A 25,125-nucleotide genomic window follows, 5' to 3' on the forward strand; every position below is an offset into this window, starting at 1 on the left:
TTATAATAATGGCCACATAATGCTTGCTCCTTATAAACACACAGGTTTTCTTGAGGAACTTAGTAGAGAGGAAATTTACGAGCTTACTACGCTCCTTCAGGAGTGGCTAAAGGTAATAAAGGAGGCGATGAATCCTGAAGGATTTAACATCGGAATGAACCTTGGAAGAGTGGCTGGAGCGGGCTTTGAGGACCACTTACATTATCATATTGTTCCAAGATGGAATGGGGATACAAACTTTATGCCAATAATTGGTGAAACTAAGGTTATCCCAATGTCTTTTCGTGAGTCGTATGAACTTTTACTTAAGACCTACAAAGAAAATTTTAAAAAAGTTAAAAAATAGTATTGACAAAATAAAGAAATTCTTTATAATTCTTAAGAAGGAAATCTTAAACCAAAACTTTAAGGAGGTGTTCTTATGAAGAGGTTATGTATGTTGGTAGGTGGGCTGCTTCTTGTATTAGTAGTAAATGCTGATGTAATTATTATTGAAGAACCGTTTAAGCTTGAGTCCTTTAGGCATCAAGCCACAGCTTCCATTGAAGACGACCTTGATAACGGAATAGATGGAACGGATATTTTTAAAGTGGAAGGAGCTCGGATATACACAAACTTGAGTAACCTTGTCTCAGGTACAGAAACCCAGTTTGATAACTCAAACTCAGAAAATGCAGTCGTGATTGGAGCTATAAGCCCAATTTATAAGGGTTGGAAAGCTGCTATATTTTATGGTAATGCAAATTATATTGGTTCTATAGATAACTCATCTACTTTTGTTGATCTTCTTAACACGGATACAGATGAGCCTTTTGATGTAAAGAGAACTACAGAAACAATCACAACTTCTAATGAAAGTGAAGATAGAAATTGTATACTTCTAAATATTGGAAAAGTTTTAGGTGAAGGTTCTAATCTAGCTCTAACTTACAAAAGAATTGGTGTAAAAACTGGAGAAGATTCTGATGAAACTACAGAATATATAGAAAATGACATTGATAATTCTAGGATTACAGCTTATCAGAAGGAGAATGAGAATGAGAAAATGGAAAACTCTATTCCTGTAAATCTTTTAGCTCTTTCTTATACAAGACCATATAAAGGGCTTGAACTGAGAGGGGACTTATACCTAATTATGGGTGCGATGAATGATGAGGAGAGTGGTTTTTCAAGATTTTTCCAGGACTTCTCTCCTTCAGATGCCCAGATTGATGAGCTACTTGATTCAAATTTATATAATTCTAAAGATAATGTTAAAGAAAATCTTATAGGAGTTTCTCTTAGACTTGGTGATGTAAATGAATTTGGTTTATGGGAACTTGGATGTAATCTTGGAATGATTTTTGGTAGTGGAGATTATGAGTATTCTGAATATCTCCATGAGATCTATCGGGATCAGATAGCAACTGGAATAATCCTTATAGATGAAGTTGAAAATGGTGGTACTATTGGTTCAATATCTCCTTCAGGGTGGAATATGGGTCTTTTCGGAAAAGCAGAGTGGCAGATAAGCCCAAATGTTCGTTGGGGGGTTGGCTTAATTTATAATAATCTCTCTGGAACTTTAAAGTATGATTTAGATTACTCTTTAGATAATCGTTATACTTTTAATAATGGGAATGGGGTAAATGATTGGGCTGACTCTACGAGAACCGAAGAAGGAGGAATTTCATTAGTTAGGACCCAGAAGCTAAGTATAAATAATATTGCTATACCAACAGGGATTGAGATAAGCTTTGGTAAACATAAAGATTGGGCTCTCCGTTTTGGAGCTTTGGGAATTACTTCGAAGTCTTCTGTGACTTCTTCCCAAGAGTATGATGAAAACTCTATCCAGAGGAACACCGTAACTACTGTTCGTGGAGATGGTAGTAGAACGGAAACAATAGATGATGAGGTAGTTTACACAGATGGAGAAGCCACAGAAGGTTCTACAAGTAGGTCTGTATATTACACTTATGGCCTCGGTTGGAAGCCTTCCAGAGATTTATCTCTTGATCTTATTGGGATGTTTGATGGAGAAGGAGAGTTACTCTCTACAGATTGGTTTAAGTCTTTAAAGATCTCAGCTACTATTGTTATTAGATAGTTATTGATTTCATCTTAAGAACCCCTAAGGTAAAAACCTTAGGGGTTCTTTTTTATTATATGTAAAATTGAAGACTCTTAATTTACTTTAAAAAAGGGGACCACTCTGGAGAAAATATAGTAAAACCATTTGTGAGTTTACGTTGTCTTGTTCCATCCCAGTTCATTGTCCAAAGTTCATACTGTCCTGTTCTATTAGAAGTAAAAACAATATGTAATCCATCTGGAGACCAAGATGGATCTTCGTTGTTCCCTTCAAAGGTGACCTGGACTGGCTGAAAGCCATTAATATCTGTAATAAAGATTTGTTGAGAATAATCTGATTGCCTTGAAACATATGCAATTAAATCACCTCTTGGCGACCAGGAAGGAGAAGTATTATAATTACCATGGTAAGTCAATCTTCTAAGATTCCCCCCGTAAATGTCCATAATGTAAATCTGAGGTGTCCCAGATCTGTCAGAGACAAAGGCAATTTCTCTACCATTTGGAGAAAAAACAGGAGAGCAGTCAACCGAACTTGTGTAAGTGAGCCTATTCAATTTTTTATTTTCCAAATCAAGAATATAAATTTCAGCGTTTCCATCTTTTGAGAGAGTTAAAGCGACCTTTGTCCCATCCGGAGACCAATCTGGTGCATAATTTAACCCTTTATAAGAAGAAATTGTTCTTAGACTTTTTGTGTTAAGATCTAATAAATTTAACACTAGCCGATCAACATCATATGAAGAATATAATATCCTTCCTCCAGAAGGTTCCCAAGTTGGAAAAAGATTTAAACTACCATTTACCGTAAGAGGAATAAAATTATAGCCATCATAATCAATTAATCCTAATTCTTTTGCTGGTCCTTTTTTATAAGAAAATACAATTTTTGTTGAAGCAATTCCTTTTTCTCCCGTTAGGGTTTCAATAATATTATCTGAGATTTTATGAGCAAAGCTTCTTAATTCACCTTTAACTTCTAAATTAAAAGCCACTATTTTTTCTTTTGACTTTAAATCCTTTAAAATAATTTCTAAGTTTGGTTCATTTCCAATTCCTTGCAGGACTACCCCACTTTTATCAGGGTTTTGAAGAGAAGAGGTGTCCGAGTAAATATCAAAATATAAAGAGTAATCAAGATCATATTTTATAATTCCCTCAATTATTTCTATATTTTTCTTAAAAGTAGAAGAACCCTCAGCCTTGAATGTTTCCATAAATAGATTTATTTTCCCTCCCCCATAGTCAGTGAGTCTAAGGAAGACCTCTTGGGCGAAAAGAATCTTAGAAACAGAAATAAATATTAGAGTAAAAATAAACTTTTTCATTTTCCTGTTAAGAATTCTAAGTGGACTTTTAGGTAATCTTCAGAAAATTCCTCAGGTAGAGGCGGAAGCTTCTTTGTAAGAGAGACGGCTCTTATTGTGGATTCATTATATAAATTATCTCCAGAATCATATTCAAGACGAATATTTGAAATTACACCATCTTTATCTACCTCAAAGTAAACAATGCTTTTTAAAATAACATCTTTTTCTCGATAAGGATTATTCCAATTTCCCGCAATTTTATTTAATAAAATGTTTAGATAATAAGAATAAGTAAAACCTCTCCCGCTTCCCGTATAAATTCGAGGGGTAATATCTGGCAATCCTTTAGTTGTTTTTGAGGTGGTTTCTTGCTTTATTTCCTTCTTTTTGTTTTCTGGAGGTCTCTTTTTTTCTTTTTGAGGTTTTGTTTTTTCCTCTAAAGGAAGAGGTTTACTTGCCACTTTTGGTTGAGGAAGGGGCGCAAAACTGACCTTATAAACTTCAATCTGAGGAATCTTTTTAAAACTGCTTCTTGTGGATATTCCAACAATAGAGAAAATTGTGGAATGGAGTAATAAAGAAAAAAGATAGTAGCGATTCATTCTTTCTCCGAAACTTCTGCCACAAGCCCTAATTCTTTCACACCTACCTTTTTAATCTTACCTATAATTTTAACGACAAAACCATAATCTAAACTCTTGTCTGCCTTAAGATAAACAATTACACCAGGAGGTTTTTCCTTTAATATTGTAGTAAGCTTCGATTCGAAATCCTTTAAGGAAATGGGGGAATCTTCTATGAACAGAGTTTTATCTTCTTTTATTGTTATTGTTAATCCTTCTTCGTCTTGAGGAAGTGAAGCTTCTATTTCGGGTAAATCTACACTAATTCCAGGGGTCATCATTGGAGCGGTTATGATAAAAACGACTAAAATTGTAAGAGCGACATCAACGAGATTTGTGATATTTAAGTCTTGAATTAGACCGTTATTTCTCTTCACTTTCAACTAATTTCTTTTTGAGATTTGCAAATGCCTCACTTATAAATTTATCAAGTTCTGAATCCAATTTTATTATCCTACTCCTTAAGGAGTTATTAAATACTAAAGCTGGTATTGCCACTAATAGTCCATAGACAGTCGTGATTAAAGCATCAGATATTCCTGGAGCGACAACTGTAATGTGTGCTGAGCCCCTAGCTCTAATCTCTAAAAAGGCTTCCATAATTCCCCACACGGTTCCCAAAAGCCCTAAGAAAGGAGCTGTGGCTACAATTGTCCCTAAGACAGGTAAGCTATTTTCTAAGTTTTCTATTTCGCTTATTTTTGTTCTTTCCATTGCGAGTTTTATATTATCAGCAAGTTCTACTTTTTTAGGGTTGGAGCTTGTTTTTAGTGTTTTAAATTCTTCAAGACCACTTTTTAAAATTTTTCCGTAAGAGCTTTTATCCAATAAATATAATTGTTTTTCTATTTCTTCAGAGTTTTTTATAATTTGATAACTCGTAAAAAAATTTTGATTCATTCTTCTTATTGATTTCAAATCATGTAGTTTTTTAAAAAATATAGCCCAGGAAGAAATAGAAGAGAAAACCAAAATAATCATTATAATTTGGGCAACAAAGCCTGACTCAAGAAAAACTTGAAAGATATTCATTTTTTCAATTGAGTTTTTGCAAGATTAGCTTCTGGCGAATTTGGAAATTCGGTTAACACCCTTTCGAAATACATCCTTGCGGTTTTTAAATCTTTTGCTTCTTTATAGATTAATCCGATTTTATATAAAGCCGTAGGGACTTTGTTACTTTCAGGATAAACGTTTTTTAATTCATTAAATGTGTCAACTGCTTCTTGCATTTTTCCCATCGCATAATAACACTCTCCAATCCAGTATAAGGCATTGTCAGAGAGAGACGAATTGGGAGCAACTTTAAGATAAGATTTAAATCCACTTATTGCTTCAGAATAATTACCTTTCACATAGTTTAGGTAAGCTGATTCATAAGTTATTCTTGCTTCTGGAGGTATAGAAGCTCCTTCCCCAGTGTCTGGGACAGCACTTTTAGCTCTTCCTCTTGTAGCAAGAAGGGCTTCTGTTTCGCTTAATCTGTTATTCAACATTTCTAATTTTTCGGTAAGTTCTTCCATCTTTGTATATAAATCTGCTCTTAATTGAGTTATTTCTTTTGATTGTTTAGAAGTATAATACCTTAAACTGTCAAGCTCCCAGAAATAATTATTCCACCTTGCTCTTGTAGTACATCCTTTTAAGGCAAGGAGTGCAATAAAAGCACTCCCTACCTTTTTTAAATTTTTAAAAAGCATTTTTTAAGTTAAACTTAACTTTAATTATTTACTTTATAGTGAACTCGCACCTTCTGTTTTTCTTAAGATCTTTTGGGTCAAGAGGTCTTTCCTCACCATAGCTGATTGTGGATAGCTGAGTTGAAGGAACGCCAAGATTTACAAGATAATCATAAGCGGCTTTTGCTCTTCTTTCGCCAAGAGCCATATTATACTCAGCAGTTCCAATTTCGCAACAATGCCCTTCAATAACAACATTTACTTCAGGATATAACTTTAGCATCTCAGCATTCTGTTTTAGAACCTCAGCTGCATCAGGACGTATATCTGATTTATCAAAATCAAAGAATATCCTGTTTAAAACTAGAGCTGGTCTCTCAGGAGCTTTTTCTTCCACCACTTCTTCTGGTTCTTCCACTACTACTTCTTGTCTTCTTGGACAACCAAGGAGTAAAACAATCACCAATATACTTGCTAATGCTAATTTTAGATAACGCATCCTCTCCTCCTTTCTTTTGTTTGTGTTTGGAAATATAAATAATCAAAAAAGTAAAAATGTCAATAGGCAAATTTCTTTCAAATGAATCAATCCCCCTTCTTGACTTTGACTATTTCCTTAATATTATTAAAAGAATGAAACTTATTGAATGTATTCCAAACTTCTCTGAAGGAAGAAATAAAAATAAAATAGAAGAAATAATAAAAGAAGTAGAAAAAACATCTGGGGTTTTCATCTTAGATGTTCACTCAGGCTTTTCGACGAATAGGACTGTTTTAACGATGGTTGGGACTCCAAAAGGAATAGAGGAAGCAGCTTTTAAATTGTATAGAAAGGCTTCCGAATTAATTGATATGAGAAACCACAGAGGTGTTCATCCAAGGATCGGAGCTATTGATGTTTGTCCATTTATTCCTATTAAAAATACTAAAATGGAGGAATGCATAAAGATTGCAAAGAGTCTTGGAGAAAAAGTCGCGGAAGAACTTAAAATTCCAGTATACCTATATGGGAAAGCTTCCTCTACTAAAGAGAGAGAGGACTTATCTACCATAAGAAAATTTGAATACGAAGGGCTTAAGGAAAGAATTCACTTACCTTTTTGGAAACCAGACTTTGGAGAAGCGAAGATGGATGAAAGAAAGGGGGCAACATTAATAGGAGCGAGAGACTTGTTAATTGCTTTTAATATAAACCTTAATACAAAAGATAAAAGAATTGCAAGTGAAATCGCAGGAAAAATAAGAGAATCAGGTTTTATGAAGGTGAGTAACGGTAGGAAAGTGAGAGTACCGGGAAAACTGAAAGGTGTAAGAGCAATTGGATGGTATATAGAAGAATTAGGCTGTGCTCAAGTTTCTTCTAATTTGACGGACTTCAAAAAAACACCTCTTTATCTTCTCTTTGAAGAGGTAAAAAAAGAAGCAGAGAAACTTTGTGTTGAGGTAAGAGGTAGTGAATTAGTTGGGCTTATTCCGGAAGAAGCGCTAATTGAGAGTGGTAAGTTCTATTCGAAAGGTAGAAATTCCTTAAGGAAGAAAGAGTTAATTGAAATAGCTATTAATTGTCTTGGACTTTCAGAAAAAGAGAAGTTTGAACCTAATAATAAGATCCTTGAATATAAATTAAAAAATATAAATGGATATTTTAATCTCTGATTTTATAGAAAGACTTTCTTCTTCTTCTCCAACCCCAGGAGGAGGTTCTGTTACTGCTCTTCTTGGAGCATTTTCTTCTTCTCTTACAATGATGGTTGGAAATCTCACATATGGTAAAAAGAAATATGAGGAAGCCTGGGATAAGGCTAAAGAGGTAATTGATGAAGCGAAGAATCTTAATGAAGAATTTCTTTTACTTTTTTATGAGGATATGGAAGCTTTTACAAAACTCTTGGCTTCTTTTAGCTTACCAAGAGAAACTGAAGAAGAGAAGAAAAGAAGAGAGGAAGAAATAGAAAAAGCAACAAAAAAAGCAATAGAAGTTCCTTTAAAAGTGATGGAAAAGAGTAAAAAATGTTTGGAACTAACATTGATAATGGCAAAAATTGGGAATTTGAATGCCATTAGTGATGTAGGGATTGCAGGAGAGATAGCTTTTTCTGCTTGTAAAAGTGCGTCTTTTAATGTCCTTATTAATTTAAAATTTTTGAAAGATTCAGAATACTCTTTGGAAATTGAGAAAAGGCAAAGAGAAATTTTAGATGAAGTGAGAGCTCTTAAAGAAGAAATTGAGTCAATTGTAATAAAAAAGATTAAATAAAGGGTTGATTATTTTATTTTATTTTATATAATATAATAAAAATATTTGGGTCGTTAGCTCAGTCGGTAGAGCACCGGCCTTTTAAGCCGGGGGTCGAAGGTTCGATTCCTTCACGACCTATAAAAGAATAAGTTAAAAGGAGGCAAAATAAACTTACTTAATTATTTTGAAGAAGATAGCCTTTTTATAAAGGAACTTCCTTTAATTGAGAAAAAAAAGGGGGAAATAATCGTAAAAGAAGGCGAAAAAGGTGATTCAATGTATATTATAGCGGAAGGGAAAGTAAATGTGTTACTAAAAAGGAAAGGAGAAGACATTCTTCTTGCAACTCTTGAAAAAGGAAATTTTTTTGGGGAGATGAGTCTTTTGAGGGGAGATTTAAGGAGTGCAACTGTAGAGGCACTGACAGATTTAAAGTTAATAGAAATAACAAAAAGGGATTTAGAAAAATTATACAAAAAAAATCCAAAATTGCTAAGTAAGATTGCTTTGAGTTTATGTGCAGAGCTTTGTCGCAGAGTTTCTCGCACAAGTAATTCTCTTGAGTCTTACCATCACATTAATAGAGCTCTTTTACATAATCCTAAATTTAAAAACTTTTTACAAAAAATCTGGAAAAAAAAGGAGGTTTAAATGTCTTTAATATTACTATTAACCTTTAGTTACGTAAGTTTTTCTACCGGAAGTGGAAGTTTTAATCTTTATTCTGCAAGAACTTTACCTATGACAACATTAGCTTTTAATGCTCATCTTACCGCAGCTAGACAAAATTTTGGTTCCCGTTCCCATTTTGTTACAGATGGAAAATTTGGTTTTACCTATGGGGTTGTGGATCCTCTTGAGATTTATCTTGGAGCAACGGTTTATAGTAAATACGCATATAGCAATGCATTCTTTAGCCCTGATGAAACAGAGTTTGAAATGGGGTGGAAAAATATTTATGGAGGAATAAAGTTTTATTTGCCCATTGTAGGAGGTTTTTTACAAGAGGAAGAACCGGTTTTCAAATGGTTAGTTGGAGGACACATTGGAACAGCATTTAATCCATTTGAACCAACCAATAAAGAAGAAATTTTAATGGAGACTTTCTATCCTGGAATAAGACATGCTCCAGATTTTGCGTTAGATCTTCTAAGTGATCTTGAGATATATCCTCTTCTTGTCCACTTAAATGGAGGATATGTTAAAAGAGGAAAAATCTGGAAGACGGGTTCCATTATTCCGGGTGGAGAATCAAGACCTAGCTTGATCAGGTTTGGTGGTGGTCTTGAGCTTGCAGCAGGTTCATACACTCGTTTCCTATTTGAGGTAAAAGATATAATAGCTGAAGAAGATAATCCTGATACTTTAATAGGTTCTTTTGGGATTAGATTTCTCGTCCCAAGGACATTTTCTTTTGACCTTGGGGTTGACTACGTATTTAACGACTCCACAGATTTTGTTCCGGATGCATTATTTGATGAAGGAGGACAATGGAGATATCGGCTGGGATTCACTATACAGAGCACTCTTATAGAAAAGAAGAAAGAAGAAAAACCCAAGAAAGGTGTTATTTCTTTAATGGTGACCGATCAAGAGACGAACGAACCTTTAATAGTAACAGTATCCTTTGAGGAGACAGGTCTTAGTTATCAAACAGGAGAGGATGGAAAGATTGATATAGAGATTGATCCAGGAGTTTATAAAATGAAGCTTTCAAAAGAGGGTTATCTTCCAAAAGAAGCTTCTATAACTGTGAAGTCTTCTTCTACAATTAGTATAAATACTGTTCTAAGAAGAGAGAAAAAAGAAGTTCCGGTGGTAGAGACAGGAATCTTTACAGGAACTGTTAGTGCTTTTAGAGAAGAAACGCCCCTTCTTGCAAAAATAGAATTCTTAGGGACAGAAATACCTTCCATTGCATCTGATGGGGTTAGTGGTGTGTTTAAGAAAGAGCTCGAGGTGGGAACTTATAACGTTCGTATTTCTGCTGATGGATATTTACCTGAGACTTTCCCAATCGAAATAAAGAAAGGTGAAACCACGATAAAGAATGTGAAATTGGTGAAGAAGTTAGAAAAAGAAGAGAAAATCGTTCTCCAAGGAATTAATTTCCCATCCGGTAAAGCAACAATACCTCCAGATCAATATCCTATTCTTGATAAGGTTGTAGAAATTTTAAAGGCCAACGAAAATGTAAAGGTTGAAATTTCTGGACATACAGATTCTGTTGGAGATGAAGCTTATAACCTGAGACTATCTGAGCTAAGAGCAGAATCTGTAAAGAACTATCTTGTTCAAAGAGGGATAAGTCCTATCCGTCTTACAACAAGAGGTTATGGAGAAACTCAACCAATTGCTCCTAATACAACTCGTGAAGGGAGATGGCAGAATAGAAGGATTGAGTTTAAGGTTATTGCAACAGAATAAAGAAATGTAGAACTTTATTTCTTAAATTTTGAACTTCAAAGAAGAACTCAACGAAGAGCAGATAAAAGCAGTAATGCATACCGAAGGACCCGCTCTGGTTCTCGCCGGAGCGGGGAGTGGTAAAACGAGAGTGATTACTTATAGAATTGCTTATCTTTTAAGAATCTTAGGTGTGAAACCGCATCAAATTCTTGCAGTTACTTTTACAAATAAAGCGGCGGATGAGATGAAAGAAAGGTTGGGAAATTTAGTGGGTGTTCTTATTAGAGGAATCTGGATTGGAACTTTCCATTCTGTTTGTGCTAGGCTTCTTAGAGAATTTTCTGATTACCTCCCCTATTCTAAAAACTTTGTTATATATGACTCTGAAGATGAAAGAAATCTCATAAGTGAGGTAATGAAAGAACTTCGTATCCAGGAAAAGAATCTTCCTCTTTCTTATACGCATAGGATGATATCAAACCTAAAAAATAAGTTAATTTTGCCAGATGAATTTACTCCCTATGATTATAAAACAGAGTTACTAAAAGAGGTTTATAAGAAGTATGAAGAAAGACTTAAAGAAAATGATGCAATGGATTTTGATGATCTTCTCTTTAATCTATATAATTTATTAGAAAAAAACGAAAATGTTAGAGAAAAACTAAATGGTAGATTTATCCATAAATTGGTAGATGAATATCAAGATACTAATACAGCCCAATATGAAATACTAAAAAGATTATCTTTGAAATATGACAATGTGTTTGTAGTGGGGGATGATGATCAATCTATATATGGATTTAGAGGAGCGGATATAAACAACATATTGAATTTTGAGGAGGACTTTCCTAATTCAAAAGTTTACAAACTTGAGAAGAACTATCGATCTACAAAAAGAATTCTTGAAGTAGCTTCTTCTGTTGTAAAAAATAATCGTTTTAGAAAAGAGAAAAAACTTTGGACAGAAGCTCCAGAAGGGGAGAAAATCACTTTATTTTCAGGAACAACAGAGAAAGAAGAGGCCGAAAAGCTAATAAAATTTTTGAAAAAAGAGATGGAAAATTATAGTAAAAAAGAAATACTAATAACATATAGAACAAATGCCCAATCAAGAGCTATAGAAGAAGCGCTTTTAAGAGAGAATATAGCTTATAAAATTGTAGGAAGCGTTAAATTTTACGAAAGGAAGGAAATAAAAGATATTATTTCTTATATCAAGTTTATTGTAAATAAGAATGATTCTATCTCTTTTTCAAGAATTTTGAATACTCCGAAAAGAGGGATAGGTAAAGCAACAAAAGAAAGAATAGAAAAAATAAGTAAAGAAAAAAACATTTCTTTGTGGGAAGCTTCAGAGGAGCTTGCTGAAGAAGAAAAAAGAGTTAAAGATTTCGTAAATCTTATAAGGGAACTTGAGAAAATAAAAAGGATTGATGAGCTTATAAATTCTATAATAGAAAAAACGGGTTATATAGAAATTCTAAAAAAAGAGGATACAGAAGAGTCAGAGGGAAGGATTGAGAATATTCAGGAACTGGTATCTGCGGTTTATGAATTTATTGAGCGTTCAGGTAAGACTTCACCTGAAGATTATTTGATAGATGTGGGACTTAAAACCGAAATTGATTATTGGGATGAGAAAGCCGAAGCTGTCAACTTAATGACTTTACATAATACAAAAGGACTTGAATTTGAAGTTGTTTTTATTGTTGGAATTGGAGAGGGTCTTCTTCCACATTATAGAAGTATTAAAGAAGGAAATATAGAAGAGGAAAGGAGGCTTTTTTACGTTGGAATGACAAGAGCAAAGAAAAAATTGTATCTTTCTTATTTCAATAATCCGGGAGCAGGATGGGAAGGTAGGAAAATGATCCTCCCTTCTTCTTTCTTATGGGAGCTTCCTTATAAGGAGGTTATAGATTTAACAACCGAGCGAATAGGAGAAAGGAGAAAGAATTTTGATGAGACAAGTATTTGGGTAGAACATCCAATATTCGGCAGAGGAAAAGTCTTAGAAGTTTTAGATGGAGATAAACTTTTAATCTCTTTTGGTGGAGAGACAAAAAAGATAAAAAGAAGTTTTTTGAAATGAAAAAGATAGATATAAAACACCTCTCAAAACTTGCAAATATTCAGCTAGATAAAGATGAAGAGAAAAAACTTCAGGAAGATCTTGATAAGATTATTAAACATATCCAGAAAATCCAGGAAGTGGAAATTAGTTGTCCACTTTCTAGTAATTACCTTAAAATAGAAAAATTGATCCTAAGGGAAGACAAAGAAGAGAAACCTCTTCCAGTGAAAGAGGTTTTGTTAAATACTGTAAATCCAATTAATAATCATTTCACAATAAATAAAATTATCAATGAAGACAATAGCTAATTACCACAAAGAATTTGAAAGGGGAGAATATACCCCTCTTGAACTACTGGAGGAATGTCTTAGAAATATTGATCCGGAGATTAACGCTTTTATAACGGTTACGGAAGAACTTGCAAGAGAAAGTTTAAAAAGATCTAAGAAAGGAAGATTAAGAGGCATACCAATCGCAGTTAAGGATAATATAAATATCAAAGGGGTTCCTACAACTTGTGGTTCTGGTATCCTTAGGGGTTTTATTCCTCCTTATTCTGCCACTGTAATTGAGAGAATTGAGAGTGAGGGAGGGATTTTTATAGGGAAAACAAATCTTGACGAATTTGGAATGGGTTCTTCTACAGAGCGTTCATTTTATGGCCCCACAAAGAATCCCTATGATTTATCAAGAGTTCCAGGAGGCTCAAGCGGTGGCTCAGCAGCAGCTTTAGCTTCCGGAAGTGCTATTATCTCTCTTGGATCTGATACTGGAGGTTCGGTTAGGCAACCTGCTTCCTATTGTGGACTTGTGGGACTTAAACCAACTTATGGTAGAGTATCAAGATATGGGCTTGTTGCTTTCGCCTCTTCTTTAGACCAAATAGGGATTATAGGAAGAAACTCAGAAGATGTTGGACTTCTGTTAAGTGTAATAGCAGGATATGATAAAAGAGATTCTACCTCTTCAACTAATGAAGTTGAAGATTACGAAAATTTAGAGTTTCCACAAAAGGGAATAAAAATAGGAATTCCAGAGGAATATTTTGAAGAAATTGATGAGGAAGTTTATAATAAAGTAATGGAAATTAAAGAAGCTTTAGAAAAAGAAGGGTTTTCTTTTAAAAAAGTCTCTTTACCAAGCACAGATTACATAATTTCTACTTATCAAGTTATCTCTTATGCTGAGGCTTCTTCTAATCTTGCAAGATATGATGGGGTTAGATATGGTTTAAGAAAAGAGGGAAAAGATTTCTTAGAAACAATAAGAAAATCAAGAGAAGAAGGTTTCCTTCCAGAGGTCAAAAGAAGAATTCTTGTTGGGACATTTGTTCTCTCCTCCGAAGCTATTGCCGAATATTATGAAAGAGCAGATCTTATAAGGAAAATAATTACATGGGAATTTGAGGAATGTTTTAAAGAAGTTGATTATCTTTTTACTCCTGCAACTCCAACTCCAGCGTTTCCAATAGGAGAAAGAACGGATGATCCTATAAGGATGCACATCCCAGATCGTCTTACAGCAGGAGCTAATCTCTCAGGAATTCCTGCAATAGTAGCTCCGGCAGGTTTTGTAGGTCACTTACCGATTGGTTATCAAATAATGGGAAGACATTTTGACGAAAAGGGGCTTCTCTCTCTTGTTAAACTTGTAGAAAAAATAAAACCTTTTAAAGGGCTTTCCTATGAATGATTATAAAGTCACAATAGGAATTGAAGTTCACGCTCAACTAAAGACAACTACAAAACTGTTCTGTGGTTGCCCTACAAGTTTTGGGGAAGCTCCAAATACAAATGTTTGTCCAATTTGCCTTGGGCTTCCTGGGGTTCTTCCTTCTTTAAACAAAAAAGCTGTTGAATTAGCCATAAGAGCTGCTCTTGCATTGAACTGTGAGATTCACAAAAAGTCAATTTTTGCAAGGAAAAATTATTTTTATCCTGATCTTCCTAAGGGGTATCAAATTACTCAGTATAAATCTCCATTAGCTACTTCTGGGAAAATATTGGTGGAAGGAAAAGAAGTTAGAATAAAAAGAGTTCATCTTGAAGAGGAATCCGCGAAACTAATTCATGAAAAGGATAAATCTCTAATTGATTATAATAGAGCTGGGATTCCTTTAATAGAGATTGTAACAGAACCAGATATTGATTCTCCTGAGATGGCTCTTGCTTATTTGAAGAAACTGCAAAAAATTTTGGAATTTACTCAGGTTTCAGACGCTATTATGGCAAAAGGAGAACTCAGATGTGAACCAAATGTGTCTGTTAGTAAGGAAGAAGGAAAACTTGGCACAAGGACAGAGATAAAGAATTTAAATTCTTTTAGAGCTGTTGGAAGAGCCCTTAGATCCGAGGTAAAACGTCAGATAGAGATTTTAGAAAGAGGAGGAATTGTTGAACAGGCAACTATTCATTATTCTGAAAAGACTGGCAAAACCAGAATAGGTAGAGCGAAAGAGGAAGCTTCAGATTATAGATACTTCCCTGAGCCAGATTTACCGCCTCTCGTTTTGGAAGAAGAATGGATTGAGGAAATTAGAAAAAGTTTAGAAGAATTACCTGAAGAGAGGATGGAAAGATACAAAAATCTTGGAGTTAGTGAAGAAGAGGCTAAGATAATCTCTGGTTCAAAGAAAGCCTCTAAATTATTTGAAGAAACTTTAAGAATTCTAAATGAGCCTCTTGAAATTAGTAGATGGCTTATAAGGGAATATAGAAATTTTCAAGAACCAGATATTTCTGCGGAGAACCTTGCAAATATAATAAAAATGGTTCTATCTGGAAAATTATCAAGAATTAATGGTTCTTTAGTTTTTAAATTAATGGTAGAGACCGGGAAGTCTCCTATAGAGATTGTGGAGGAAAGAAATCTAATACAAATCTCTGATCCAGAGGCCCTGAAAAAAGTTATTGAAGAGGTGTTTAAAGAGCAACCGAAGGAATTTGAACGCTTTAAAAAAGGAGAAAAGAAATTATTAGGTTTTTTTGTGGGAGAAGTGATGAAAAAAACGAAAGGAAGAGCTGATCCAAAAGAAGTTTCGAGAATACTCTCTGAATATGAAAAAAATTGAAATTAAAAAAGCTTCTGTTCATAATTTAAAAGGGATAGATGTTGAGATTCCTCGTGATAAGTTAGTTATAATAACAGGAATCTCAGGTTCGGGTAAATCTTCGCTTGCTTTTGACACAATTTATGCAGAAGGGCAGAGAAGATACATAGAATCTCTCTCTGCATATGCAAGACAATTTCTTGGGGTGATGGATAAACCTGATGTTCAGTCTATTACAAACTTATCCCCTACTATTTCTATAGAACAAAGAAAACTTTCTAAGAATCCCCGTTCTACAGTCGGAACTGTAACAGAGATTTACGATTATCTCCGCGTTCTCTTTGCAAGAACAGGAACAGTATATTGTTATAATTGTGGAAGAGAAGTTTCTTCTCAGACTGTGGATGAGATTGTGGAACAGATTTTAGATCTTCCTGAAGGAACTCCTGTTTATATTCTTGCTCCAATAGCAAGGGGTAAAAAAGGGACTTTTTCTAATGAATTGAAAAGAATTGGGGAAAAAGGATTTGTTCGAGTGATAATAGATGGTGAAATTTTTGAAATAGAAAAAGTTCCAGAACTTGATAAAAATAAGCCTCATAATATTGAAGTTGTGGTAGATAGAATAAAAATAAAAAAAGAAATAAGAAGTAGGATAGCTGATTCTGTAGAAACAGCTCTTGAAGAGGCAGAAGGTATCTTAATATTAAGAGATATTGAGAAAGGTTCTGATATGATTTTCTCCACGAAATTTGCTTGTCCTATTTGCGGAATAAGTTATCCTGAAGTTTCTCCTAGATTGTTTTCCTTTAACTCTCCTTATGGGGCTTGTTTTAAGTGCCAGGGTATTGGGACAGAAATGGAAATAGACCCTAAAAATATAATTTTTAGTGAAGAATTATCAATTTTTGAAGGAGCAATTGCCCCAATAGGGGAACCAAGAGGAAGACTTGCTATGGAATTGAGAAGCCTCGCCTATAGATATAATATAAACTTAGACGAACCCTGGAAAAATCTTAGCAAAGAAAAAAGGAATATAATTCTTTATGGGAAAGAAGAATGGGAAGGAATAATTCCTTATCTTAATAGAAGACATCAATACACAGAATCTGATTGGATTAGGGAAGAGATAGAAAAATATATGGTGGTAAAGCCTTGCCTTGAGTGTGGAGGTTCAAGACTTCGAAAAGAGGCTTTATCTGTGAAAATAAAAGATAAGAATATATATGAAGTGACTAAAATGAATATAACTCAGTGTAGAAAATTCATTGAGAGCATAAGCTTTGATGATGAGAGAGAAAAAATTGCTTCTGAATTACTTCCTGAAATTCTACATAGACTTCGTTTCTTAGAAGATGTGGGAGTTAATTATCTTACACTTGAACGTCCAACACAAACACTTGCGGGAGGAGAAGCCCAAAGAGTGCATCTTGCAACTCAAATTGGTTCAGGTCTTGTAGGAATTATATATATTCTTGATGAACCTTCGATAGGGCTTCATGAAAGGGATATCCTAAGACTTATAAAAACTTTAAAATCTCTAAGAGATATGGGGAACACTGTGATTATGGTAGAGCACGATTTCAAAAGCATCCTTTCGGCAGATTGGGTTATAGATCTTGGCCCTGGAGCAGGGATAGAAGGTGGAAGGGTTGTTTTTTCAGGCACTCCAGAAGCTCTAAAAAAAGATGGCTCGACAATTACAGGAAGATATCTTTCGGGTAAAGAGAAAATACCGGTTCCTAAGAAAAGAAGAAAGAAAGAGAAGATAATTAAAATTATAGGAGCAAGAGGAAATAATTTGAAAAATATAAATATAGAAATTCCTTTAAATTGTTTTGTCTGTGTAACAGGTGTTTCAGGCTCAGGGAAGAGCACTCTTATAATTGATATTTTGTATAGAGCTTTAGCGCGACATTTTTATGGCTCAAGGTTTTTACCTCTTGAGTATGATAGGATAGAGGGAATAGAATATATTGATAAGGTTATAAATATAGACCAAAGTCCTATTGGGAGGACTCCAAGATCAAATCCTGCAACTTATACAGGGGCTTTTACTCCAATAAGGGATTTCTTCGCTGAGCTTCCTGCTGCGAGAATTAGAGGTTATGATAAGGGAAGATTTTCTTTTAATGTCCCAGGTGGACGTTGTGAAGAATGCCAAGGTCAAGGGCAGATAAAAATTGAAATGCATTTCCTTTCTGATGTATATATTACCTGTAAAAGCTGTAAGGGGAAAAGATTTAAAAAGGAAACTTTAGAAGTAGAATATAAAGGGAAAAATATAGCGGACGTTTTAGATTTAACAGTTGATGAGGCTGTTTCTTTCTTTAAAGATATAAGAGGGGCAAGACAAAAATTGGAACTTCTTCAAGAAGTTGGACTCGGTTATGTGAAACTTGGACAACCTGCAACGACCCTTTCTGGGGGAGAGGCTCAAAGAGTAAAACTTGCGAAAGAACTATCAAAAGTAGCAACGGGCAAGACTCTTTATCTTTTAGACGAACCAACAACTGGTCTACATGCTTATGATATAAAACTTCTTCTTAAAGTCTTGGAGCGCCTTGTGGAGTTGGGGAATACTGTCGTTGTTATTGAACACAATTTAGATGTAATAAAATGTGCAGATTGGATAATTGATCTTGGCCCTGAAGGGGGGGAAGAGGGAGGAAAATTAGTTGGAGAAGGAACTCCAGAAGAAATTGTTAAAATTAAAGAGTCCTACACAGGTAAATTTTTAAAAGAAGTCCTTGAGATTAATTCTGAAAACTAATGAGCTCCAGCTCTTTTTAAGCCAAGTTCTTTTGCCTTCTTGAGAACCTTTTCATACTCTTCTTGGGTTATTCCTCTTGAAAGTTCTTTAAATTCTTGAGCTCTATAACAAGGTCTATATTGAGCCATAATGTTTACAAAAGTATTCTTTGATATTTCTTTTGAAATAAATTCTAAAACTCTTTCTGAATCTGCAATATTATTTGGTAAGACAAGATGACGTATTATTAATCCTCTTTCAGCAATCCCTTGAGAATTTATAACAAGATCTCCGACCTGAGAATGCATCTTTTTCACAGAAATTCTTACTAAGTCCCAATAATCTTTTACTCCTGAATATTTATAACCATTTTCATTATTACCATATTTAATATCTGGCATATATATATCTATTACTCCTGAAAGTAATTCTATTAGTCTAGGAGAATCATATCCACCTGTATTATACACGATTGGGATATAAAGGCCTTTTTCTCTTGCTATGAAAAGGGCTTTTATAAGTTGAGGGGCAAAATGGGTTGGGCTCACCCAATTTATATTATGGCAACCAAGCCCTTGAAGATAAAGCATTTTATATGCAACCTCTTCTTCCTCTATCTCTATTCCTTCTCCAAAATGAGATATTTCAAAATTTTGACAGTAAACACATTTACAATTGCAGTTACTTAAAAAAATAGTCCCGGAACCATAGGTTCCTACAAGAGGTCTTTCTTCCCCAAAATGAGGGAATGCTGAGGAAATCTTTATTTTTATTCCTGAATTACAAATTCCCTTTTTATTTCTTCTATTAACTTCACATCTTCTTCCACAAAGAGTGCAGGAATTTAATATGTCGTATAATTTTTCAATTTTTTCTTCAAAATCTTTTTTATTTAATTGAAGATAAAAGGGAAGTTCACCCACTATTTTAGCTTCATTTTTCAGTTGAAACAAGAAAAATCCCAAATAAAATACCAGCAAGATCAAACACAAGATCTTTATAAGAAGCAAAATTGTCCTTTTCTTTACTATCTTTTATCTCTTTGGAAATTCCAAGAAGAGAAGAAATTGAAAAAGAAATATAAAAAGAAGTCTTGTTATTGCTTCTATTTATGTTATTTGTAATAAGATATATCGAAGAAGAAATCACTGCAGAATGGGCAAAATGAAGAAATTTATCTTCGGAAAACCAATCATCTTTTTTTAATTTTAATAATGAATCTGGTTTTATTTCAGAATAAGAACTGATAAAGAGACTAAATATCAAGAACATTTGCTATTTCCTTCATTCCCAAAAGGCAAATTGAGATAAACTCTTCGAGTGTAAGGCCTAAATCTTGACATCTTTCTATTAACTTTCTATCAGCTCCCTCAGCAAATCTTTTCTCTTTAAACCTCTTTAGGACGAACGAAGTATCTAGCTCCCTAAGACCCCCTTTATTTACGAGAGCAGATGCTACAATCAAGCCAGATGCAGCGTCTGAAGATAGAAGAGCTATATCCATTTTTCTCCTTGGTTGGGCATTCCCAGCATGGGCTTTTATTGCGTAGAGAATGTCTTTTGAAATCCCATACTTCTCCAAAAATTCTGCTCCTTTTATTCCGTGTAAAGAGGGATCATTTTTTGTCTCTTCGTAATCTATATCATGAAAAAGACCTGCAAGAGCCCATCTTTCTTCATCTCCTCCAAATTTTTGTGAAAGAGCCCTCATACAGGATTCTACAGCAAAAAGATGTTTTATTATTCGTTCGTTTTTTAATTTACTCTTTAAAATTTCAAGAGCTTTTTCTCTTTCCATTTTTTATCTCCTTTAAAATTGCTATTGTCTTATCCTTCATTTCGGGGAAGTTATTTTTCATTTCTAATATAGCCTTTTTTAAAATATCCTCTTTTCCGCTAAGAGCAAGAGCTCTTATAAGGCGAAGTAAAATGTATGGAGCATCGTCAGTTTTTCTATTGATTTTGTAAGCAGATGCAAGAACCTTAGCGGATTCTATATAATTTTCTCTTTTCTCATACAATTGAGAAATAAAGTAGAAATCAAATTGGCTTAATACTGAAAGTAATTTATTTTTTCTTAAAATTTCTTCATAAAAATTTAAAATTAAAGAAGATTCCTTTTCTCCTATTCTAAGTTTTTTGAATGTTTCTTTTGCGATTCTTGAAGCTTCTTCCTTTTTGTTCCTATTAACATAAATATCTATTAATTCTTTGGCTGCATCTATATTAGAGGGATTATCTTTTAAAATCTCTTTTAGATAATTTTCTGCTTCTTCAATTTTTCCGGCACTTCTTGCTTCAATAGCTTTTCCAAATTTAGAGTCCACAAGATTTAAAGTATCCTCTACAAGAGGTTTTAAATATTTTTCTTCAATACCAGTAAGGCGAAGAATAATTGCAAAAAGAGCACCAAATCCAAATCCTCCAACGTGAGCCCAGAAAGCAATGTTAGAATAATCTGTTAAATAAATTGCATTAAGAATCTCAGTGAAAAACCATAGGGGTAAATAGAACCATGCATAAAGAGGAATTATTCTGTAAATAAATGGGAGAAAACATATAAAGAGGAAATATATCTTTGATTTGTAATACTGAATTGCAAAAGCACCCATTACCCCTGCGATTGCTCCCGATGCTCCAATTAAAGGGCCTTCTACTTTAGTAATCGCCATAAAGACAAGATCACTAATAACTCCTGAAAGAAGATAAAAACCAAGGAAGAAAGGCCTACCCCATCTATCTTCAACATTTAATCCAACTAGCCACAGAAACCATATATTAACAAAGAGGTGTGTGAAGCTCCCATGAAGGAATATAGAAGTAAATAGAGTAAAGAAATCAAAATTCTCAGGGCTGAACCCATACTTTTTAAAAACCCTTCCTTCCATTTTTTCTTGAAATTCATCGTATTTTTTTTTCCACTTTTGCCATAGTTCTTCAGGAAGTTCTATTTCTCTGTTTCTTATTTTTTCTCTCAAATATTTGGGATCTTTTGCATATTTTATTATTTCTGTAGGATTATCAGGAGAAAAAGCTTTTTTCTCTATCTCTCTAAGTTCTTCTTCTAACCTAATAATGATTTTTTCTTGCTTTATCTCTATGGGATAACTGATAGAAAAGACTAAAGCATTTAATCCTATAATAGATAAAGTTATAATAGGAAGTCTTCTGACTAAACTATCCGTCCTTATTGGCCAAAGGAAAAACAAACCTCATCTCCTTTATTTAGAAAGTTAGTGAGTAGGACATGCTTTCCGCTTTCTAAAAGTAGCACGTCTTGAAATTTTATACCAAATTTACCAGGGAAATAAAAACTCATCTGAGGATATAAGAGAGTTCCTTCTTTAATCAAGAAGTTACTTGTGTTAGATATTTTTAATCTTTTTCCAATTAATGTTAAAGGTGCATTAAGAGGAGGGAAAAAATTTTTTTCATAATTCTTTTCTTTTACGAGCTTCCATGCATAATTGTAAATCTCTCTTGATATTTTTCCATATGATATAAAAGAGAGAAATTTTTCATAAATTTCTGTTATTTCATTATAAACCTTTTTTAAAAACTTATTTTCTCCTCCCCATAGATAAGTTCTTGCAAGTTCTATACCAACCCCAGATCTTATAATTCCAAAGTTAATAAATATAAGGTCTCCTTCTTTTAGCTTTTTTCCGTTGCTTAATCCAAAAGGATTAGATGTATTTTCACCAAAAATCACTTTGGTAGGGAATGCCCTTCTTTCTCCCCCAAATTGGTAAATTTTCTCGTCTATTATATTTCTCAGAGAGATCTCAGAAATACCTGTTTTTAATTCTTTTAAGGAATCCTGAAGAACTTTTTTGCATATCAATGCATTTTCTTTGAGAATTGAAATTCTTCTCTCATCAGGAATAATAAATTTCTCGTCGAAAATATCCGGAAGTTTTTTTACTTTATATTTTGGTAATCTAATTTCTTCAAAAGAACCTATTTTATTTAACTTCTTTTCTAAAAGAAGTTCTTCAAGATCATTCAAAAAGGAGATTATTTCTATATTTTTTACATTTATCTCTCTTATCTTTATAATGGGTGGAATTTTTATTAAAGATAGAGAGAAGGGATCTCCTATTAAAAGAATTTCTTCTTTTGTAATAATAAGGCATAGACATAATTCAAAAATATTAAATGAAGATTCGATACCAAGAAGGAAAAGGATTTTATAAAGTTCGGTAATTACAATAGCATCAAGTTCTTTTTCTTTGATATTTTCTCTTATTTTTTCTATTAAACTTTCATTCATTAAGTTCTTCTTGAACTTGAATCAATTTTAGTTTTCTCTCCGCCTCTCTTATAATTTCATAATTTTCAGAAGTTTCAATAACTTCTTTAAGCATTTTTTTCGCTTCTTCAATTTTTTGCTCTGCAAGATAAATCCGGGCAAGACTAATCATACATTCGGCTTTTCCTAAATTATTTTTAAATTTATCAAGAGCAATTTTGTAATTTTCTATTGCTTTCTGAAAATCCCCTTTTTGTTCGTAACATTGGGCCAGGCCTTCGTAAGCATTTGGGGTGAAAAGTTCATCATACTTTGTTTTTAAAAAATCCTGAAACTTCGAAATAGCTTCGTCTAAATTCCCTTCTTTATAACTAATACATGCTAACATAAAAACTGCTCTATTTGCGAAAATCGTTCCCCAATATTCTTCAGTTAATAACTTGAATCTACTTTTAGCTTCTTCGAATCTACCATTATCAAACAAAGCTACAGCTATATTATACTGTTCTTTTGATCTCTCAAACCGAGAAATTTTGAATTTTCTATAAGAAAAAGAAAGAATTAAAGTTGCAACTATCCCAATAATTATCCCGATAAAAACTTTTCTATGATGTTTATAAAAAATGATTAATTCTTGAATAGCTTCTTTAAACTCATCCCGTTTCAAATCTTTCTTTTTATGTTTAACCATTTTCTCCTCTCAACTTTAGAATATACCCCTGGTAAGATTCGAACTTACGACTTCCGGTTTAGGAAACCGGCGCTCTATCCACTGAGCTACAGGGGCATTTGCTTATATATTTTTAATAAAAAAATTTCATTTGTCAATAGAATTTCCTTATCTTATTAGGAAAGTGGAAGAACCTGTTGAAAGATTTGGAAGTTAAATTAAAAAATATATATCCCTCTTTTCTCTTAAGATATGAGTCTTTCCCTTCTTTGAATTTAACAATTAGAGAAAAGAAAATCATTTTTATTAAATTTTATAAATAAATTATAAAATAAATAACTAGAGCTTTAAATCTATCTCAAGATTACAATTTTACATACTTTTGAATCTGAACCAGCTTTCAATTGACAAAAGTAAGTTCCTCCTGGTAACTCATTGCCATATTTGTCCCTTCCATTCCATAAAACAGAATGATTTCCACTGGACTTTATTCCATGTTCAAGGATGATTATTTCTTTACCGGTGAGGTCATAAATTGCAAGTTTAATTAAAGAGTTTCTTGGAAGGCTATAGAATATTCTTGTAGTATAATTGAAAGGATTTTGACTGAGATATAAAGTAGTAGTAATATTAATTTTTTTTCTACACTTCCCATCTTTGAGCCCCAGAAGGGATTGATTTTCCTCTCGGCGAATATATACCAGCTAGTGGCTCCTATATGCAGATCGGCATAATAATACCATTTACCCCAGAATCTTGTTAAACCGGTCCAGATACTATCGGGATAACAAGCAACTATCCCTTGCTTATTACCAAAAGAAGAAAATTCTTGCCATTTACGTAATTCCTCTATATATGTGTCAGCCTTGTCTTTCTTGTTTTTCTCAAAGTATGTACAACACATCTGAGCTGTGCCTTCCCACCAGATTCCATCGCAAATATTGCTAAAATGGAATCCTTTATATTCACTAAGAGAGACGCAACAATTATCTTCTGCCCATAAAAATCCGCAATCATATGGCTCTTCATCTAAAGCAAGTGCACCAAAAGTCTGGGCATCAAGGGGAGAAAAATCATTAATGTTTAAGCTATCCAAAGTGCCAGACCAAAAATGTTTTGTAGAAGAGTCCCATAAGGATTTCACGAAATTTAACGCTTTTATGGATCTTTTAAGCCAAATATCGTTACCAGTATGGTGATATAATCTTTTAAAAGCTACATAAACATCAATATTATGTTCTGTAGATTTCCAGTTTTCTTTTGTGGGTTGTGGTTCCCACCCTATATAGCCCCCAGTATAACCAGGAATTCCTGTAGAATCATAGCAATGTTCATAAATCCAGTTTCCTAAATCTATAGCATTTTGGATGTATCTATTTTCATTCGTTATTGAATCATAACTTAACCAAGCAATTATAATCCAAGCCATCTCTCCAGTATAAGTTCCAACATCATATGAGTCCTCAAACCATTTTGAACTGTCAGAATCCCACCATCCTGGTAATCTTGCCTTTCCAGTTTGATGGTGAATAATATCTCCAGAACTATAGGCATTTCTTAGCCTTCCGTCCTTATAATATCTATCGTTCTCTTGAGCATATTTAAAAGCATCTCCAATTATTCTAGCCCTTCTTATGTCTTCCTGTGTTCCTCTTACTAAAAATGCAATCATTGCCAAAGCATTATCATAAGTGTAAGCCTTATTAGCCATCCTATAGTTTTTTGAAGAGGACATTTCATAACTTTGAAGAAATCGGATTGAATCTTCGCGAGGTAAATTAAAGGAAATCTCGTCAAGATAAAATGTACAACCATCTGGATTCGGATCTAGTTCTTGATTAAAGACAAAAAAGAATCCTGCACAGATATCTGAGAGATTCTTCCCAGTTAAATCAATTTCGTATTTACTCCATTTAGGAGATAACTCGAATGTATCTTTAATCTCTTCTGAAGAATCGTTTTTATAACCCACACCGCATATTATTTTTAATCCAG

24 protein-coding genes and 2 tRNA genes are annotated in these 25,125 nt (G+C 33.6%); 12 read left to right on the top strand and 14 right to left on the bottom strand.

Going from position 1 to position 25,125, the window contains the following annotated elements:
• The coding region (locus ABIN61_05945; protein ID MEO0293746.1) for an HIT domain-containing protein at nucleotides 1–346 on the top strand (346 nt) is incomplete at its 5' end.
• Nucleotides 347–421: 75 nt separating this feature from the next.
• Nucleotides 422–2,089: a hypothetical protein gene (locus ABIN61_05950; GenBank protein ID MEO0293747.1), complete on the top strand. Its 1,668-nt coding sequence runs from the start codon at nucleotides 422–424 to the stop codon at nucleotides 2,087–2,089.
• Between the two features lie 82 nt (nucleotides 2,090–2,171).
• Here ABIN61_05950 and ABIN61_05955 read toward each other — a convergent pair whose 3' ends face one another.
• From ABIN61_05955 to ABIN61_05980, 6 genes are read right to left on the bottom strand one after another with little or no spacing between them, the layout of a single operon-like run.
• On the bottom strand, nucleotides 2,172–3,401 hold the full coding sequence (locus ABIN61_05955) for a Tol-Pal system beta propeller repeat protein TolB (protein ID MEO0293748.1): 1,230 nt from the start codon (nucleotides 3,399–3,401) through the stop codon (nucleotides 2,172–2,174).
• Complete coding sequence (locus ABIN61_05960) at nucleotides 3,398–3,985, bottom strand: TonB C-terminal domain-containing protein (GenBank protein MEO0293749.1); 588 nt, start codon at nucleotides 3,983–3,985, stop codon at nucleotides 3,398–3,400. The genes ABIN61_05955 and ABIN61_05960 overlap by 4 nt, the downstream gene beginning before the upstream one ends.
• The gene (locus tag ABIN61_05965) at nucleotides 3,982–4,383 is read right to left on the bottom strand and encodes a biopolymer transporter ExbD (GenBank protein ID MEO0293750.1); all 402 of its coding nucleotides are present in this window, start codon (nucleotides 4,381–4,383) and stop codon (nucleotides 3,982–3,984) included. Before ABIN61_05965 ends, ABIN61_05960 begins: the two co-directional genes overlap by 4 nt.
• Nucleotides 4,370–5,038: a MotA/TolQ/ExbB proton channel family protein gene (locus ABIN61_05970; GenBank protein MEO0293751.1), complete on the bottom strand. Its 669-nt coding sequence runs from the start codon at nucleotides 5,036–5,038 to the stop codon at nucleotides 4,370–4,372. The genes ABIN61_05965 and ABIN61_05970 overlap by 14 nt, the downstream gene beginning before the upstream one ends.
• Nucleotides 5,035–5,706 carry a tol-pal system protein YbgF gene (gene ybgF, locus ABIN61_05975; protein ID MEO0293752.1) on the bottom strand — a complete coding sequence of 224 codons (672 nt, stop codon included), beginning with the start codon at nucleotides 5,704–5,706 and terminating at the stop codon, nucleotides 5,035–5,037. Before ybgF ends, ABIN61_05970 begins: the two co-directional genes overlap by 4 nt.
• A 28-nt stretch (nucleotides 5,707–5,734) precedes the next feature.
• Nucleotides 5,735–6,184, bottom strand: a complete 450-nt coding sequence (locus ABIN61_05980; protein ID MEO0293753.1) for an OmpA family protein — start codon at nucleotides 6,182–6,184, stop codon at nucleotides 5,735–5,737.
• A gap of 134 nt (nucleotides 6,185–6,318) precedes the next feature.
• Between ABIN61_05980 and ftcD the strand changes: the two genes are divergently transcribed.
• From ftcD to uvrA, 10 genes are all read left to right on the top strand, one after another.
• Nucleotides 6,319–7,341, top strand: coding sequence for a glutamate formimidoyltransferase (ftcD, locus tag ABIN61_05985; GenBank protein ID MEO0293754.1), 1,023 nt, complete (start codon nucleotides 6,319–6,321; stop codon nucleotides 7,339–7,341).
• On the top strand, nucleotides 7,322–7,942 hold the full coding sequence (locus ABIN61_05990; protein ID MEO0293755.1) for a cyclodeaminase/cyclohydrolase family protein: 621 nt from the start codon (nucleotides 7,322–7,324) through the stop codon (nucleotides 7,940–7,942). Before ftcD ends, ABIN61_05990 begins: the two co-directional genes overlap by 20 nt.
• Nucleotides 7,943–7,989: 47 nt before the next feature.
• Nucleotides 7,990–8,062, top strand: a tRNA-Lys gene (locus ABIN61_05995).
• A 105-nt stretch (nucleotides 8,063–8,167) separates the two neighbouring features.
• A complete protein-coding gene (locus ABIN61_06000; protein ID MEO0293756.1) occupies nucleotides 8,168–8,575 on the top strand; it encodes a cyclic nucleotide-binding domain-containing protein in 408 nt (135 codons plus the stop codon).
• Nucleotides 8,576–10,351 (top strand): OmpA family protein, encoded by a 1,776-nt coding sequence (locus ABIN61_06005; GenBank protein MEO0293757.1) that lies wholly within the window; start codon nucleotides 8,576–8,578, stop codon nucleotides 10,349–10,351.
• A 28-nt stretch (nucleotides 10,352–10,379) separates the two neighbouring features.
• Entirely contained in the window at nucleotides 10,380–12,425 is a 2,046-nt protein-coding gene (locus ABIN61_06010) for a UvrD-helicase domain-containing protein (GenBank protein ID MEO0293758.1), read from the top strand.
• Complete coding sequence (locus ABIN61_06015; protein ID MEO0293759.1) at nucleotides 12,422–12,715, top strand: aspartyl/glutamyl-tRNA amidotransferase subunit C; 294 nt, start codon at nucleotides 12,422–12,424, stop codon at nucleotides 12,713–12,715. The genes ABIN61_06010 and ABIN61_06015 overlap by 4 nt, the downstream gene beginning before the upstream one ends.
• Nucleotides 12,699–14,099, top strand: a complete 1,401-nt coding sequence (gatA, locus tag ABIN61_06020) for an Asp-tRNA(Asn)/Glu-tRNA(Gln) amidotransferase subunit GatA (protein ID MEO0293760.1) — start codon at nucleotides 12,699–12,701, stop codon at nucleotides 14,097–14,099. The genes ABIN61_06015 and gatA overlap by 17 nt, the downstream gene beginning before the upstream one ends.
• Nucleotides 14,092–15,477 (top strand): Asp-tRNA(Asn)/Glu-tRNA(Gln) amidotransferase subunit GatB, encoded by a 1,386-nt coding sequence (gatB, locus tag ABIN61_06025; GenBank protein MEO0293761.1) that lies wholly within the window; start codon nucleotides 14,092–14,094, stop codon nucleotides 15,475–15,477. The genes gatA and gatB overlap by 8 nt, the downstream gene beginning before the upstream one ends.
• Entirely contained in the window at nucleotides 15,464–18,229 is a 2,766-nt protein-coding gene (gene uvrA / locus ABIN61_06030; protein ID MEO0293762.1) for an excinuclease ABC subunit UvrA, read from the top strand. Before gatB ends, uvrA begins: the two co-directional genes overlap by 14 nt.
• Here uvrA and ABIN61_06035 read toward each other — a convergent pair.
• From ABIN61_06035 to ABIN61_06070, 8 genes are all read right to left on the bottom strand, one after another.
• On the bottom strand, nucleotides 18,226–19,161 hold the full coding sequence (locus ABIN61_06035; GenBank protein MEO0293763.1) for a radical SAM protein: 936 nt from the start codon (nucleotides 19,159–19,161) through the stop codon (nucleotides 18,226–18,228). The two genes, uvrA and ABIN61_06035, sit on opposite strands and share 4 nt — an antisense overlap.
• Nucleotides 19,142–19,480 (bottom strand): hypothetical protein, encoded by a 339-nt coding sequence (locus tag ABIN61_06040; protein MEO0293764.1) that lies wholly within the window; start codon nucleotides 19,478–19,480, stop codon nucleotides 19,142–19,144. Before ABIN61_06040 ends, ABIN61_06035 begins: the two co-directional genes overlap by 20 nt.
• A complete protein-coding gene (locus tag ABIN61_06045; protein MEO0293765.1) occupies nucleotides 19,464–20,006 on the bottom strand; it encodes an HDIG domain-containing metalloprotein in 543 nt (180 codons plus the stop codon). The genes ABIN61_06040 and ABIN61_06045 overlap by 17 nt, the downstream gene beginning before the upstream one ends.
• On the bottom strand, nucleotides 19,984–21,417 hold the full coding sequence (locus ABIN61_06050) for a rhomboid family intramembrane serine protease (GenBank protein MEO0293766.1): 1,434 nt from the start codon (nucleotides 21,415–21,417) through the stop codon (nucleotides 19,984–19,986). The genes ABIN61_06045 and ABIN61_06050 overlap by 23 nt, the downstream gene beginning before the upstream one ends.
• Nucleotides 21,396–22,481: a M24 family metallopeptidase gene (locus ABIN61_06055; GenBank protein MEO0293767.1), complete on the bottom strand. Its 1,086-nt coding sequence runs from the start codon at nucleotides 22,479–22,481 to the stop codon at nucleotides 21,396–21,398. Before ABIN61_06055 ends, ABIN61_06050 begins: the two co-directional genes overlap by 22 nt.
• Complete coding sequence (locus ABIN61_06060; GenBank protein ID MEO0293768.1) at nucleotides 22,474–23,151, bottom strand: tetratricopeptide repeat protein; 678 nt, start codon at nucleotides 23,149–23,151, stop codon at nucleotides 22,474–22,476. Before ABIN61_06060 ends, ABIN61_06055 begins: the two co-directional genes overlap by 8 nt.
• Nucleotides 23,152–23,174: 23 nt before the next feature.
• Nucleotides 23,175–23,247 (bottom strand) — tRNA-Arg (locus tag ABIN61_06065).
• A gap of 430 nt (nucleotides 23,248–23,677) precedes the next feature.
• A complete protein-coding gene (locus ABIN61_06070; protein MEO0293769.1) occupies nucleotides 23,678–25,102 on the bottom strand; it encodes a hypothetical protein in 1,425 nt (474 codons plus the stop codon).
• Nucleotides 25,103–25,125: the final 23 nt, after the last annotated feature.

This window comes from candidate division WOR-3 bacterium, assembly GCA_039804165.1.
In the GTDB taxonomy this organism is placed as follows: Bacteria; Hydrothermota; UBA3072; order UBA3072; family UBA3072; genus JAFGHJ01.